At 51.7% G+C, this 15,315-nt stretch carries 6 protein-coding genes; 5 read left to right on the top strand and 1 reads right to left on the bottom strand.

What is annotated here, in order from left to right; genetic code table 11:
• Positions 1–12: 12 nt before the first annotated feature.
• Positions 13–741 carry a GntR family transcriptional regulator gene (locus VR7878_RS05015; protein WP_077333984.1) on the bottom strand — a complete coding sequence of 243 codons (729 nt, stop codon included), beginning with the start codon at positions 739–741 and terminating at the stop codon, positions 13–15.
• A gap of 114 nt (positions 742–855) precedes the next feature.
• On the opposite strand from VR7878_RS05015, the gene VR7878_RS05010 reads away from it, so the two are divergent.
• From VR7878_RS05010 to VR7878_RS04990, 5 genes are all read left to right on the top strand, one after another.
• Positions 856–1,656 (top strand): amidohydrolase family protein, encoded by an 801-nt coding sequence (locus VR7878_RS05010; RefSeq protein WP_077333982.1) that lies wholly within the window; start codon positions 856–858, stop codon positions 1,654–1,656.
• A 523-nt stretch (positions 1,657–2,179) separates the two neighbouring features.
• Complete coding sequence (locus tag VR7878_RS05005) at positions 2,180–2,587, top strand: hypothetical protein (RefSeq protein WP_077333980.1); 408 nt, start codon at positions 2,180–2,182, stop codon at positions 2,585–2,587.
• Between the two features lie 139 nt (positions 2,588–2,726).
• Positions 2,727–3,920 carry a glycine-rich domain-containing protein gene (locus tag VR7878_RS05000; RefSeq protein WP_077333978.1) on the top strand — a complete coding sequence of 398 codons (1,194 nt, stop codon included), beginning with the start codon at positions 2,727–2,729 and terminating at the stop codon, positions 3,918–3,920.
• 268 nt (positions 3,921–4,188) lie between these two features.
• Positions 4,189–5,787, top strand: coding sequence for a lipase family protein (locus VR7878_RS04995; protein ID WP_077333976.1), 1,599 nt, complete (start codon positions 4,189–4,191; stop codon positions 5,785–5,787).
• Positions 5,788–5,792: 5 nt separating this feature from the next.
• Positions 5,793–15,308, top strand: a complete 9,516-nt coding sequence (locus VR7878_RS04990) for a DUF6603 domain-containing protein (protein WP_077333974.1) — start codon at positions 5,793–5,795, stop codon at positions 15,306–15,308.
• Positions 15,309–15,315 lie beyond the last annotated feature (7 nt).

The raw sequence follows: 15,315 nt of genomic DNA, 5'->3' as shown, positions 1-15,315 counted from the left end.
CTTACGTTCTCGTTAAAATATATTGATTTGATAGCGGAATTTTTCTGCCGCTCCTCGGCTGCTACGCCATTCAACGGTATTACCCGAAATATCGACAGTCGTTCGTTCTATGACGATGACCGGTTCACCGGCCTGCAAGCCCAATGCTTGTGCATTTTCGGTACTGACCTTTTCAACCATCAGTTCTTCTTTTGCTGACACAATGGCAGCGCCACACAAGGTTTCGTAAAACGGATACAGTAAATTTGGAAATTCTGTCGGAGAAATTGCCAGAAGTGGCTCAAATTTTGGCAGGGGAAGCCAGATATCTTCGATGAGGACCGGATTGCCTTTCCAAATACGTAAACGATTGATATGCACTGCGGAACTATCCGGGGGCAGACGAAGCTTGGCGGCAATTTCGGTGCAGGGTTTCACTTTCTGTATATCCAGAATTTTCCCTTCCGGAATAATGCGTTCGCCACTGTCGTCACTAAACCTGAAAAACCGGAACAGCGACATATTGAAATCCGCGCGGCGCACAAAGGTTCCGACACCGTGACGGCGTTCCAGCAGGCCGTTTTTCATCAGTTGTTGAATGGCCTTACGCATGGTGCCTAGAGCCACACCATATTCAGTAGATAACTGCGATTCAGCCGGAATTGCATCGCCCGGCTGCCACTCGCCATTGAGAATACGCTGGTGCAATTGGTCACTGATTTGTAGGTAGCGCGCCAGTCTTGTATCTAGAGAAACACTCATATCGATTACTTTTATTCTTTCACATTACATTTAGTTTACATAAATTTCACATAAAGATATACTCCTCTATAGGACTTGTATTAGTTATTTTAATTTTTGTGAGGTGAACCAAGAATGAGTCTGGTGATTGATTCTCATACCCATGTGTGGAGTGATAAGTGTCCGCTCACCCCAGTGCGCCGTTATACGCCAGCTTATTCACGCAGTTCTGAGGATTTATTGGCACAGATGAATGCGGCAGGTGTGAACCGTGCCGTATTGGTGCAACCTAGTTTTCTCGGTACCGATAATCGTTATTTGTTACAGCAGCTGGAATGCAACCCCGAAATATTCAGAGGGGTGGTTGTGGTAGACCGAAACATTCAAGAAGCTGATCTTTCACAAATGGTGGCAAAAGGTGTGACCGGTGTCCGGCTGAATATCATTGGTTCTGCTGTCTCTGGCGAGCAACTGGTACAAGAGCACCGGCATTTAATTCAATTGCTGAACAAGTTTGACTGTCATCTTGAAATCCAGTCTCACAATGATCACTGGGTCGAGTTATTACCTGCGCTCATGCAAACAGGTGTTACAGTCGTCGTCGATCATTTCGGTCGCCCTGATTCTAATCGTTCAGCCGGTTTTCAGGCAGTTCTTAACCACCTGAACAGCGGAAAACTGTGGGTGAAATTATCAGGGGAATATCGGTTTGCGGCAGCGCCCATTCCTTTAGCAACTGCCTTACTCAATCACAGGCCTGACCGATTAGTGTGGGGGAGTGATTATCCGTGGACACAACATGAAGCGGGCCGCAGCTATCAAAATTGTTTAACGCAATTAGCACAATGGACCAATCACCAGTGCCTTGATTCAATACTTGATGAAAACCCGGCTCGTTTGTTTAAGTTTGATACCAGTGTGGCCTCTCGCATTTGAAGGTAAATATTGAATACGGTGTCAGGCTAATTGGAGTGAATATAATTGGTTGTGCTCAAAGGAATGCCAGCATAGTATTGCTGGCATGAGGCTAGGGGCTGTTGATTTTTCGTGATGGATTCAGGCCAGATAATTTAATACCACTTCATGGTGATCTTTGGTTTTGAACTTATCAAAGACGTGCTCGATGACACCAATCATGACCTTGTCTTAGTCCTTCGAACAATATCAATCCCCATACGGTAGCTGCAACGGATTCCATTGGTGAATTTTTCTATTCAATATGAATTCTTATAATTTACAGTTAGTTTAATTGACTATTTAATCTATTAAATAAATTTATTCAAAAATGAATAACGCATACTTGCAATACAAGTGTAATTGCCTAATATTTAACCATGGGATTGCAATAAATTTACATTAATTTAAATATTAGTGACTTTAAATATTAGTGATCCATGGTTATTTATGTTTAGTAATATGCCTTATGTATTTTTAGACCAGCTGAAATGAGGAAGCTCTCATGTCATATACATTAACTGAGACCAGTGATGTGATGAAAATTAAAGAGCAAGAATATAGCAGTGCCGGTAAAGTGCAGTTTACGGCATTCACTTCTTGCATCGGAATTCTTGCCAAGAAAAAGGATAAGTCTGAAGTTATCGGGATCCATCTGGTGATGATGTCTAAAGATGAAGAATGGTTTGATAAGACGGCAGCACAAACTGTAAAAAACTGTTTAACAACTGAAAATTATGATAGTAGCGATGTGTTACTCATCGGCTGCCTGAGCCTGTGGGAGAGCGATGACCGAACCAAAGCAGGCTATGCTGAACTCAAAAAATTGATCCAACCGACTCACGAATACCAATTAGCAGATGGGAACTATGGTGGTGAAATTGAGAGCGGTAAGGTTGAATTAACTTATTAAACTGGCTTTATCAAAAATACTGTTCAACACGGTGAATGATAATTCATCGTTACTCATGGAAAATATTAATCATAAATAATCTATGTTTTATGTGAATTATTTGCTGTTGATTGAAATGAAATAATATCAGGAACGTATTATGCAATTATCAAAACAACAGCAAATGGATTTTGATGCCAATAATCGACGCTTTGGTTTTACTGCTGAAAGTTTGTCTCAATTACCGGCACACACACCTCAAAAGATTACATTTTCTAAAGATCCTCAAGTCTCGTCCGTCCCTCCGAAAATGATTACTGTTGCCAACCTCGCTGAGCTGAAAGCGCTTGTCTCATTGCCGAAGACAGACGATGACTCACATCTGAATTATCCTCCGGCACTTGATCTTGCTGAAGTGAAAACGGGGCTGACCGCCGCTCACAGGCAGCAATTGAGAGCTGCGTTGCATTGTGGTGTTGCAGGGGAAACGGGCAAAGTCGCAGACAGTGATCTGGCGTTACTTCAGGAGTATGAATTCCCGATGACACTGGCCGCCTTTGCCATGACAGACCATACGGTTAAAAGCGGTGAAATCCTTGAATTGGGCAATGGTACCACCACCAATTTTGGCACCCTCACTATCGAAGCTGGCGGACAAGTGAAATCATCCGGGCAGGCTTACCTAAACTGCCAGAACCTAAACCAGCAAGGATCGCAACCCAGTGGTTCGTACACGATTAATCTGTCGATGCCGACACTGAACCCAGTAAAAGCCGCCAACGGGAAAGCGGGCAATGATGGCCATCAGGGTCAGCAGGGTAGTCCGGGGGCCAAATGTGCCAGCCACTGCAAAACTGCCCCGGGTAATGGGGGGAAAGGGGGCAATGGCGGGAATGGTGCTCCCGGTGACAACGGTACGCACGGAGCCCATGGCCCGATTTTGTACTGCATGATTAACAGGGCGTCCGGCAATATCAGCATCCATTCCGGTGCACAGGAAGGTCAGGCCGGTGGTAATGGAGGGGCCGGTGGTAATGGTGGCAAAGGTGGTGAGGCGGGTCATAATCCGGGCCCTTGCCCGGATGCCAAAAGCGGTTCTGAAGGCGATGGCGGTAGTGGCGGCGCGGGTGGTAACGGTGGCAATGGTGGCAATGGGGCGCAGATCTATTTTTATTACGATAAGAGCCAACCTAAACCTTCAATTGAACCAACCTATAGTACCACCAATGGTGGCGAGCAAGGCAGTGGTGGGGCGCCAGGAAAAGGCCATACATCCGGGGATCCCGGTAAAGGCGGCGCACCGGGTAAACCCGGTGCACCCGGAGTGATCAAAGCGATTCCCAGCAATAACTAACCGATTCCCAGCAATAACTACTAACTGAGAGTGTGCCTTGGAGTGGTGTGCCAACCGTACTGTGTGAGGTTGAGGCACACTGCACCGTGATTTTCCTCTCACGCTTTTACTGATAGGTGTTATCAGCCTCTTTCCGGGTCGGCTGACCGTACCGAATAAAAAGTACGAATAAAGCTGTACTGGACGAACAGCCATATCACACCTGTCTGACCTCAGGCTGTTGCTGACTATTCCGGCAACAGAACGCCTTGCATCGAAGGAGGCAGGCATGAGTACAAAACAGCAGTCATACGAACAAATCATGGTTCAACTGGCGGGTGTTACGGTTGAATCCGGCTTAAGTACCGTTCCCAGTTTACCGGCAACTTGGAAGACGCTCACCACCAAAACTGTGTTTACCTCTTCTTTAGGTAAGATTCAGGTATTACTTGCCTTTGGCAATGTAGGAGACGAGGTGGTCGCTTGTTTGTCCATTGGGGTGCCGTGGTCTCATATGTTAGGGATGTACACGGCTGGATTTGAGCCTAAGGCGAAAGATGGTTTGCCTGAGGCGGTGGCAGGTTCAGCCCCTGAAGATGCAGTCATTTTTTCAATGTACACCTCAGCCTATGTCTGGCTGCGGCCGGTGGTCTGGCAGTTATTAACATCTTTAGAAAATACCGGAGCGGCCGGCAAACCTTTCTATATCACCGGCATGGGATTGGGTGGGCCTTTAGCGCAGATTGTGGCGCTGGATTTCCGGCCGGAACACAAGGGCCCGGAGCAACAGCTGCTCCCTTGGAGCACCCAACCAAGCAGTTATGTGTTCAGCACGGGGAATTTTGCCAACAGCACATTTGCCACCTATTACAACCAGACTGTCACGGGGGCATATAATTTCCGGGCCGGTTCGCTGGTTTTGACCGTCGATCCTTTTCCTGACCGGCCCGTGACTGATGTGCCCACCTCTTTGCCGGCAGCGGAGACATTCTCCCCACTTGGTGAGGTGGTATATGTTCCGGCCTCAGTCCCTAAGCCGTATGACACTCCCTGGCAAGTTCGGGATACGAATTTTTATCTGGCAGCGTTGGGCGGCTCGCCGAAAACCTTCCCGGCAACCGCCACCGTGATCCCGAATCCGCCCGCTGGATTTAGTCAGACTCTGGCTTTTAATCTGGGCGAGTTAGTCGCCCAGTTGTATCGGCAGGCACAGAACCCGGATAACCCAAACCCACCGAGCCTGATTTATTCATTTGATCTGGGTGAATCGCCTTATATTGCAGCGGTTTTTGAAACCAGCAATACGCTGATGCTGGCTTTCAGAGGCAGTCTGACCTATCAGGAATTCTTGATGATGGATGCGTACAGCACCACTGCCACCACCCCTTACAGCGACATCATTACCGCTGGGGTTCATGAGGTTCTTTACACCCCACCAAGTAAAGGTGAAGCATCTCTGGTGTCGAAAATTAAGACTTATCTTCAGACACTGTTATCGGACAAAACAAGGGCAGAGAAGTCACTGTATCTCATCGGACACGGTTTTGGCGGGGCGCTGGCAAATGCGATGGCCGCCGATATTGCCTTCAATCCTTCGTCTGAGAATACATCATCGTTGACTGTGGCTAAGCTCTATACGTTCGGTGCCAGTTATTTTGCCAGTGTCAATCTGGCGAACAAGTTCCAGCAAAAATTTGGTGCGGTCAGTTATCAGGTGCTCCGGCCCGGAGATGATGTCGCAACTGCCTTGCAGGATCAGCCCTACTGGAACCCGGTAGAGAACACCGTGGCGCTGTTAGGGAGTCTGGACACACATGACAACACCCAACATTCACTGAGTCGCTATTTGTTGTTGCTTGATCCGAGCCGACCCCAACCTAAGAGTTGAAGCATATGAACCAGATAAATCCTGTCAATCGGGCATTCGAACCGCAGACTGCTCCGGTGAGTTTTTCTGGCATTGATCCGATTTTATCCAGTTTGGGGGTGCTAGTTGGCCTCTTAGAAAGTCAGGGGGAGGAGCGCTTTGCGCTGGTGCCGGAATGGTTTACCGATCCCTACACCCAAACCAAAGCCGGAATCGTCAATCATCCTGAAGAATTCAATGCCTTGTTTGAGGCCCTGCTGGGCGAGATTGGCGGCAATGCATTCGGTATTCCCATTCAGAATCCGGCGTTGTTGGGGAACTGGTATCCGATTCGGTATGAAAAAGCGGGACAGGATGTACAGACGGGCGTCAATGTCGTGTTATATCAGGTAGGGAGTGCTACCGTTTTTGCTCTGGGCGTCTATCATGACTGGTCTTTCGGCACGCCCGCGACTTTACAGGCAGCCGTCTGGGGTGTCATGCCGTTTGTTGCGATTGACCCGAAGGCGGATGACCCAATCAAAATCACCTTTGTGACACCGGGATTTCCGATTGTGGCCGGTGCGTCCGTGACCGGAGCCGATCCAGACAAGCCTATGATTGATATCAATGATATTCAGTTCAATGGTGTCAAAATCAATCTCAATACCGATTTTGCGGTGCCTGATCCCTTCTCTCTGGGGGTTGAAATTGTTGGTTTACAACTGGCGGGAGAAACGACACCCAGCAATCGCTCGCTGGCGGATTTAGAAGCCATCACAGCTGAACAGATTATGGACACGGTGGCGAGTCTGTTTGTCGGTGGACTGAGTGAGGTGTTCCCGAATGCGAAAGACAATATCGCCTACTTCCCGCCACTGTTTGGTTTAAGCGGACGTGTTCCGGACGTTGAAGGCGCACCGCAGGCCACGATTCCGCTTTTAAAATGGTATGACTTATTGAGCGCAGCCCGGCAGGGACAGGCCGGACAGCTTTTCTTAGACTGGTTTAATGCTATTGCCTCAGACCATGAGGTGTTAAAAACCTGGCTCTCCTGTTTTTCCGGATTTTTATTCAACCGGCCTCAGGTGATCGGATCAGGGACACGCACCGATCCTTTCCGGATCACGGCACTGGAAGTTGACAGCATCGGCACCTTGCAATGCACTCTGGGGACAGACGTCACCGGACAGAGCGCGCGCGCGTTGTATTTTGGGATCGATTTCTCCGGAACGCCGATTCCCTTGCAAGGTGCCGACATGGCATTTGTCCTGCAAGCCAGAGCGGAACTGGTCAACCTGCAACTGACCGGGCCTGCCCCCGGCCTGTCTGACGCAATTCAGATAACCGCGCAGTTCTGCCTGCAAAATACTACGCTGGCCTCACCATTGGTGACGTTTGAGTCCAATGACATCGCGTACAGCATTGGCACGTTGCAAGGCGGGGTGACGCTGAGCATATCCGGTCAGATGATGCCTTGGTTTGAACTGAATCAAGTGATTATCGGAGAGACCCACTACGACACCCTGAACTTGTTATCGCCCGGCCAGCTTGCTAATGCCGGGGCTGCAGCTCTGAGTACCGGGCTTCAATCTTTACTGAATTTCGGTACCGATAATCAGTCTCTGTCAGATAGTCTGGCCACAATGATTGGTCTGAACGCGCCGGTTGCGTTGGCTTCACAATGGCCCGAACAACTTACCCCACCTTTTTCACCTGCCGGAATGGCGGACGCTCTGGCCGATCCGATTGGTGCTTGGGCCGATTATTACAGCCATGTGCTGACCTATCAGCCGCTGATTGACGGCAAGCAGGCATTTACCTACATCGTGCAGTCACTGGCAACATTGCTGAAATCGGCAACGGACACAACTGGTGTCACCGTTACGGGGACAGGCACTTCAAGTGACCCATGGCAAGCGGGGATTTCGGTTTCCGATTTGGCTCTGCCTGCGTATCTAACCGGATACTATGACGACGCGGCGAGGGCTCTGACACTCGGTGCCTCACTTGCTCCGGAAATCAAGATTAACAGTACCGTGATTGTTGCTGCATTAGAGATAGATGCCGTGACCATCCGGTTCGGCACCGGACAGGATTCTATCGGGACAGTCGCAAACTGGTTTGCCGGGGCTACGGCCAGACTGTCATTACCGGACGGGCTGGAAACCCCCGCCGTCGGCGGGATGCAAGTCAAGGTGGATTCGGCCCAACTGTCTGCGTGCTGGCAGCAGTCCGGTGGCTGGTCTTGGTCGATGTGCATTCACGGACCGGCGCTGGTGGTAGACGGACAGGTTACTGCCCTTGGCAGTGATTTAAATTTCAGTGATCAGTCTTCTCTACAGGATTTAGTGACACAAAGTCAGCAAACATTCGGCCCATTTTTCATCAGTGCACTAGGTGCCATGTTGATGCGGTCGCAGTCTGAAACGGGTTTATGGTTCGCCGGTACGTTTGGTTTGGTCACAGATTTGTCGGCCTCCCCCGTCTTTCCGACCAGTGGCCTGACTTGGTCCGGTTTTGAACCCTATCCTTTCCACAGCTTTGATACCCCCTGGCCGGATCTGAATCAGCAGCTTGAACAACTCCTGAGTACGGATGAAAAAAGCCGGAGTACTCTGGGGTTACTGGCTTGGGCCATGACCGATCAGCCCGCGGCACCTGCGATTGCCGGACAAGGTACGTTTACCGAACCGTGGCAAACCCCGATTGGCGAGTCAGCGTTTTATCTGCCCGTCTGGTCTGATCGGACGCAGCATTTACTTGGGGCGGGTCTCGGGCGGCAACAGACATTTCAACTCATCGGCACGGGTGAAAGCAAGGTCGATTTTGCGCTGGATATCCGGCTTAACCTGTTTGAGTATTCGATGGCGACCCGGCATCTGTCCTCTCTGGACAGTTTGCCCTCTTTAATATGTGTAGGCACTTTGTCTCGACCCGACGGCAAGCTGGTTGATCTTGGCAGTGTCGGCTCCGCTGGGGCGGTGCAGTTGGGCTTTTCGCTCCGAATTGTCAGTAGCACGCTGGTATTTGAGCCAGTGGTGTCCTTCACGGATATCACTCTGGGGGAGAGCCCCCCGCAGGACACCGTTACGCTGCAAATGTTGATGAACGGAGAGCTTGCCTTAAACTTAGAGTCGGCTTTTCTTGCTCTCCTCAACGGTGCCATTCAGGAAGCGGTGCAACTGACCAGTGTGACGGACGACACGCAATTCCAAACCCTGTATCGCTTGCTGACCTTACTCGGCCTGACTTTAACCCGAGACACCGAACAGGCGGCCTACGGCATCAATGCCAGTGGCTGGCAAGGTCTGCTGGCCGATCCGACCGGGTATATGCAGGACAATCTGAACCGGCTGCTGACCGAACCGGCCAGTCGCAGCGAACTGTTTGATTTTATCCAAAGTGTGACCGGGGTGACGTTGCCGACGTTGCCCGTACCTGCGTACCAGTTCCTGTCCGCGTTACAGATTTGCGGATCGGCGGCTCAGGGATACCCTCTCAATCCGCAGGCACTACTGGAAATCGCCAGCAACCCGGTTCGGGGACTTTCGTCAAGATTTGAAGCCCTGTTTACTGATGTCGATGCCGTCACGACGCTGGCGGCCCAGATTTCAAGCAATATCACGCCTCAAACCTATGGCAAGTTCACGTTCAGCACCACCGCAAACGGTTTGGTCAGTTTGACCGTGATGCCGGAGCAAGCATTTGACATTGCCGGATTGCTGCAACTCGATGGCGGGCTGACCTTCAACCTCAGTGATCAGACCCTTGTCCTGGCGGTGAATGCGGCCGTGCCTAAGCTTGGTCTGACGCTGGTCACCCGACTGCAATTGCGGATGGCGCAGGGGCAGTTGCAACCCCCGGATCTGTCGATTCAGCTTGTCTGGGGGAATGGCCTAACACCTGCGGCTGAGCCACTGGTGCTGTATCCCTTTGTGTCGGATATGTTTGTCGATCAGGTCGCTCATCTGGCCCCGGCTTATACACTCAACCTTTTGCTCAATGCTGTTTTTGAAGATGAATTACTCGACCAATACGAAGTGATTCAGAAGCTGTTCACCGGGCTTGGTCTGGCAAAAAATGAGGATGGGCTCTGGCAAATGCCGTCCTTGATGGGATTGTTGACTGACCCGCTGGGCTGGTTGCTCTCGGATGAAGTGCTTGGGGACAATGGGCAATTCAGCACCGCTAAACTGGTGGCATTACTTGGCGACCTGCCTGCTTTGTCTTATCAGGGCATACAGCTCACACCGGTACCGGATTCGGGCGCTACCCTCAGTGGATTACCGTTTGACTTCAAGGTACAGGTGTCCGGACAGGATCAACGAACGACCTTGAATATTGGCGTTGATCAGATTGAGATTGTGGACCATCTGGCAGCACTGAAAAACTTACAATTGTGCCTCACGCTTGATCAGCAGTATCAACCCGCGTTTTCCGGTGGACTGGATCTGGAGGCGACGATTGCGGCGTTGGACCATGGCTTCTTCACTCGGATTGCGTTTGACAAAACATTCGCGTTGCAACTGTCTCAGGGCACGCCGGAACAACCCACCGGACTCGGTGTGCAGTTTTTGCCATTCCTTGGTTGGGGCACGCTGGCAACACAGGCACTGGCGACCGGGGCTGTCGTTGTGATTCAGGAGGTGATCCCCAAACTGATTGCGCAGATGAAGTCGAAATATGCCGCAGACACCAGTGCCGGTCAGTTCTTCAGGGCGATGGAAACCTTTGCCCAGCAAACGGATGTCTCAACGCTGGTGGACCATTTAGTACAGGACTTTACTACAGCAGTAACCGAAGGTCAGAGTCAGGCCGATTTGCTCAATACCTTAGAGGTGACGGCGTTTGACTGGGTCTCTGAACGATTCTCCGAATCCGGTGCACCACATACCGCGCAGGCAATTGTGGCGTTGCTGTCGCTGGTGTTGCCGGAAGATGCGATTGAAGCAGTGGATGGACAAATCCAGTACATCCCAAGCGAGACTCTGCCGCTCAAGCTCCTGTTCGGGTATGACTCCTCGAATGCGATTGGCGTGTGGGCCGGATTTGACCTGCCGGACGTGCCTTTGCTGAAAATGCAGGTTGCCCCGACTGGGGTGGCCTACAGCCTGACTGACCAGACACTTACAGCATCTTTTGGGCTGGAGATGATCGCACCGATTGAAACTCTCAACGGCCCGGGACTGAGCCTGAGTTATACACATAACCAGTTTGAGTTTCGGTTTGATCCACTGGCCGATCCGGAAAAACCGGGGGAAGCCTCTGCTTTGTCCGTGACCTTACTGCCAGCGTTTTTTGGCGGTGGGGACGATGTCGGCGACAAAGTCACGGCTTGGCTGATGGATGTGATCAAAGATGTGCTGCCCAGATATGTCTCGCTCTTGACTCTCAATCAGGAGACCGTGAAATCATGGCTGGAAACGCCTTTCAACTCAGGCACAGAGATCACGCCGGTACTGTTACTCACCGCCACCCAAGTGGTGGCAGAACAATCGGATTTGTATGTGCTCCGATCGTTTGATGAGCTGACGCAGATCACCGCTCAGAGTTTCTTCGGCGGTTTGCTGTTTACTCTGTTGGAAAAAACCTGGACTCTGCTCGAATTCGGTCAGAATGGCAAACTTATCCTCGGTCCGAAAACCGATGTGGACGGCTATTACGGTCTGCTATTACAGGCACCGGATCTCACGCTCAAAGCTGTGCCTAATCTGGTCTTCCAGCTTGGTGCCGAGAATACCGATTGGATCACGCAGAGTAGCAGTGGCACTCCTGCGTTCGGGGATAAAGGGATTGGGCTGTATGTACCGGTCAGCCATAGCGGGGATGATTTCTCCGTCGCTTTCGAACAGTTTAATCTGGTGCTCAACAATGTCGGCTTTGACATTGTTGGTCAAAATGCACAGCCGATTGTGGATCTGAGCCGGTTTAAATTAGGTCAGATTGAACCGCGCGCCTTGTTTGCGATGCAGTTCCAAGGTTCGTCTTCCATTGACATGACTTTCGGTGTCGGCCTGACCTTGGATGAAATGGGCATCTCACTGGCCCCGACACTCATTTCAGAAGGCGGTGGCAATAACCCGATTGCTAAAAATGTGCTGGGTTCGGGCGAAAAGCAAAGCGCGTCTGCGGAGACCGACACCAGTACCACGGATCCGCGGTTTTCTGTGGACATCGGCTATCTCGACAAGCTGTGGGTCAATCTGCGCAGCCCGATGGGCAACGGTCATGATGTGATTATTCCGGTGCAGCGCAGTTTTGGTCCGCTTTATATTGACAATGTCGGCATCGGCTGGGAAGGCGAGAACACGCCGCCGTTACTTGATTTTCTCAGCTCCGGCAGTTTCGAAATCTCCGGTCTGACGGCGGCAATGCAAGGGTTGCGCGTCGGAGTGCCGGTGACACATCCGACGGACTGGAACCAATACACCATCGATTTGGATGGCTTTGCCATTGACTATACCGGTGGTGTGACCATTGATGCCGGATTCCTGAAAGAAGAAACCGATGGCATCGTCAGTTACACCGGGGTCGGGATTGTGTCATCCGGTAAGTTTTCACTTGGGGCGTTAGGCTCCTACGCCCAAATTCAGATCGATGGGCAAGAAGCCACCTCAATGTTTATCTTTGGGGTGCTCAATGCGCCTTTGGGCGGTGTGCCCGCCTTCTTCATTGAGGGTATCGCGGCTGGTTTTGCCTACAATCGGTCGCTGGAGATCCCCAGTATTGAAGAGGTCGCGAACTTCCCGCTGGTCAAAGGTGTGGCTGATGGTTCCTTCACGGAAGGGGAAGACCCGATGGCTGCCCTGACGCAACTGAATCAAGTGGTGACACCTCAGGTGGGGCAGTATTGGTTTGCCGCAGGGCTGAAGTTTTCTTCTTTCAAACTCATTGATACCACGGCGTTGCTCTTTTTAAGTTTCGGCAAGGACTTTGAATTCAATCTGTTGGGCGTGTCGGTCGCTACGTTACCGCCGAAGGCCAAGCCGAATTTGGCGCTGGCATATATGGAGCTGGCCTTAAAAGTTACGATCAATCCCAATGCGGGCTACGTGAGTGCGGAAGCGCAGCTCACACCGAATTCTTATGTTCTGGCGCAAGGCGTGAAAGTTACCGGTGGGTTTGCCTTCTACCTGTGGTTTAAAGACGTCACGCTGGCGGATGGTACCTTGATTCCGGCCGGTGATTTTGTGTTAACGCTGGGCGGGTATCACCCAGCGTTTCAAAAACCCGTGTATTATCCGGATGTACCGCGGCTGGGTATTCAGTGGAAGCTGGATTTCTCGGTCGGCAAAGTGTCGATCACCGGAGGCGCTTACTTCGCAATTTGCCCGACTGCAATTATGTCCGGCGGCTATTTAACTGTGGCATTTGATGCCGGGCCGCTTGTCGCCGGGCTGGACGCCTATGCCAACTTTTTACTTCAGTGGCAGCCTTTTTATTTTAATGTGGGAATTGGTGTCAGTGTATATGCCGGATTTGAAACCTCGATTGCCGGCGTCTCTGTTCGTTTGGTTGCCAAGCTCGGCTGCCAGTTGAAACTACATGGGCCACCGGTGTTTGGGTCGGTTGATGTCGATTGGTATGTGATTCGTTTTTCGATCCCGATTGGCAATCAGGATAATCACCCCAGTACTCAGGTGCTGGATTGGGCGGCGTTTGAACAAGAGTTTCTGCCTTCAGGCAGCGGTGGGCAGACGACTGACGTAGTCACGTCGGCACGGCTGTCTGCGACGGCCGTCTCAGCGACCGCAACGCAGGAAGTGGTGAAGTGGACTGCTCAAAAAGGCTTGCAGCAAGACAGCAATACCAACCCTGATGCGAAGGGTGACGGTGCCTGGGTGATGAACCCGATTCCGTGGCAAATTACGGTGGAGTCTGCGATTCCGGTCAGTGAACTGACGGTAACACAGTCAGACACGACACTGAGCGGGAGTGTCGCAGTCGGTGTCCGACCGATGGGGAAAGAGGACACGCTCTCCTCGCCGATGACTGTCACCCTGACCGATTCATCCGGTACCGAGATCGACCTGAAAGAGCGAAACATTGCGCTGACCGGTGCCAACAACGGCGCTCCGTCAGCGTTATGGGCGCGTAGCGCACTGAATCTCAATGTTGCGCCGGATCCGAAGACGATGCTGATCGAAAACGTACTTTTTGGTCTGGTGCTCAATGCCAGTCAGTACATCTACGATACTGTAATCCCCACCTTCCCGCTAGAGAATCTGGCGTATGTCAGCGGTGACACCAAACGCCTGCCGTTTGCCTTTACGCCCAAGATTCCAGCGGCAGCTCTGTATCCGGAGAGCCGGCAGCAACAGGCGTTTACGGTGATCCGGGAAACCCTGATGGCGGCAGTTGTGGTCACGGCCAGAAATGACATCTATCAAGCTTTGCAAGCCTCAGGTATTGACGCGCCGCTCAGTCCCGGACTGAGTGTGATGGCGGCCTCGGTCAGTCAGATTTTGCAGGATTTTCCGGTGCTGGCGAAAATCGGCATCTATCAAAATAACGGGGTGCCTGAAGCGGGCAACCCCATTGCTGCTCAGACTCACCTTCAGTCTGCTGCGCCCGCCACCGAGACGATGTCAGTCACTGCGCCGACGGTGATTGCGCAATTGCAGGCTTATCAGGTGCCGGCCAAATCAGTGCGAGCCAGTCAGGCGCTGGCGACTCTCCGAAGTAAGTCGAAAGGTCACTGGCAGGTGTCCGGTGCCGGGGTTTCAGCCACCAGTTGTTTGAAAAGTCAGGGTTCAGCCACCGCGTCAGTCCATCGGTTGTATGAAGGTACTACGCTGGTGGTGAAAACCGATCCGGCGCAGTCCCTGCGGGTACATGCAGCTGGCAATCTGGCGGTGCTGATCGTCAGCTTTGATACCTATGGTAGCCTGCTGGGATTTGATGTGTGTCCGGCAGCGGGAGACCACACGTTGCCGAAAGAGACCGCTCGGGTTGTGGTTCAGGGGGTTAGTGACGGATCTTTGTCGGATGCGGTCGGCTGGCAGGTGGGCTCGCAGTTGTCCAAAGTCTCCGGCAACTGGACTCTGGGGGACGGGTGTCTGGTTCGGGTGCAGAACAGTCGTCAGATTACCTCTGCAACCGGCAGCATCGGACATGTCAAAGTCAGCGATATGCTGGCAAACAACACGGTCTTGAGTATGGACCGTCAGTCGGTGAAAGGCTGGGTTCAGACTGTGTTTGATTCTGAGATTCGCGTTGTGGGCGTGTTATTGAAGGGCAAAGTCAGTGATGACGCCATTCAGGTCACGGTCGGGGCTGATGAAGTTCCGACTAAAAGTGGCGACAGCCAACCGCTCACCGTCAAAGACTATCATGGCAATACACTGTTCCTTTTCCGGGTGCCGGACACCGTTCGCGATTACTCGGGCACGCTCGTCCGCTGGGTGGATCAGCAGGCGGTTATGCTGGGCATGTATGGCCTGAATCAGGACGGGTTGCAACAAATACAGCAGTGCCCTCGCTTGGCGCTGAGTCAGGTTGGGATGGATGTGTATGTTGCAACTTTGCCGGAAACAACCATTCAATTCATACCGGGGTAACGGAAGA

It is taken from the genome of Vibrio ruber DSM 16370, assembly GCF_900163965.1.
In the GTDB taxonomy this organism is placed as follows: Bacteria; Pseudomonadota; Gammaproteobacteria; order Enterobacterales; family Vibrionaceae; genus Vibrio; species Vibrio ruber.
Note: the sequence above shows the minus strand (reverse complement) of the source record. Positions and strands in the feature narration are given on the sequence as shown.

Bases quoted from the DNA above. Each gene is read 5' to 3' on its own strand.
- VR7878_RS05015 (WP_077333984.1), bottom strand. From the start codon at position 741: ATGAGTGTTTCTCTAGATACAAGACTGGCGCGCTACCTACAAATCAGT.
- VR7878_RS05010 (WP_077333982.1), top strand. From the start codon at position 856: ATGAGTCTGGTGATTGATTCTCATACCCATGTGTGGAGTGATAAGTGT.
- VR7878_RS05005 (WP_077333980.1), top strand. From the start codon at position 2,180: ATGTCATATACATTAACTGAGACCAGTGATGTGATGAAAATTAAAGAG.
- VR7878_RS05000 (WP_077333978.1), top strand. From the start codon at position 2,727: ATGCAATTATCAAAACAACAGCAAATGGATTTTGATGCCAATAATCGA.
- VR7878_RS04995 (WP_077333976.1), top strand. From the start codon at position 4,189: ATGAGTACAAAACAGCAGTCATACGAACAAATCATGGTTCAACTGGCG.
- VR7878_RS04990 (WP_077333974.1), top strand. From the start codon at position 5,793: ATGAACCAGATAAATCCTGTCAATCGGGCATTCGAACCGCAGACTGCT.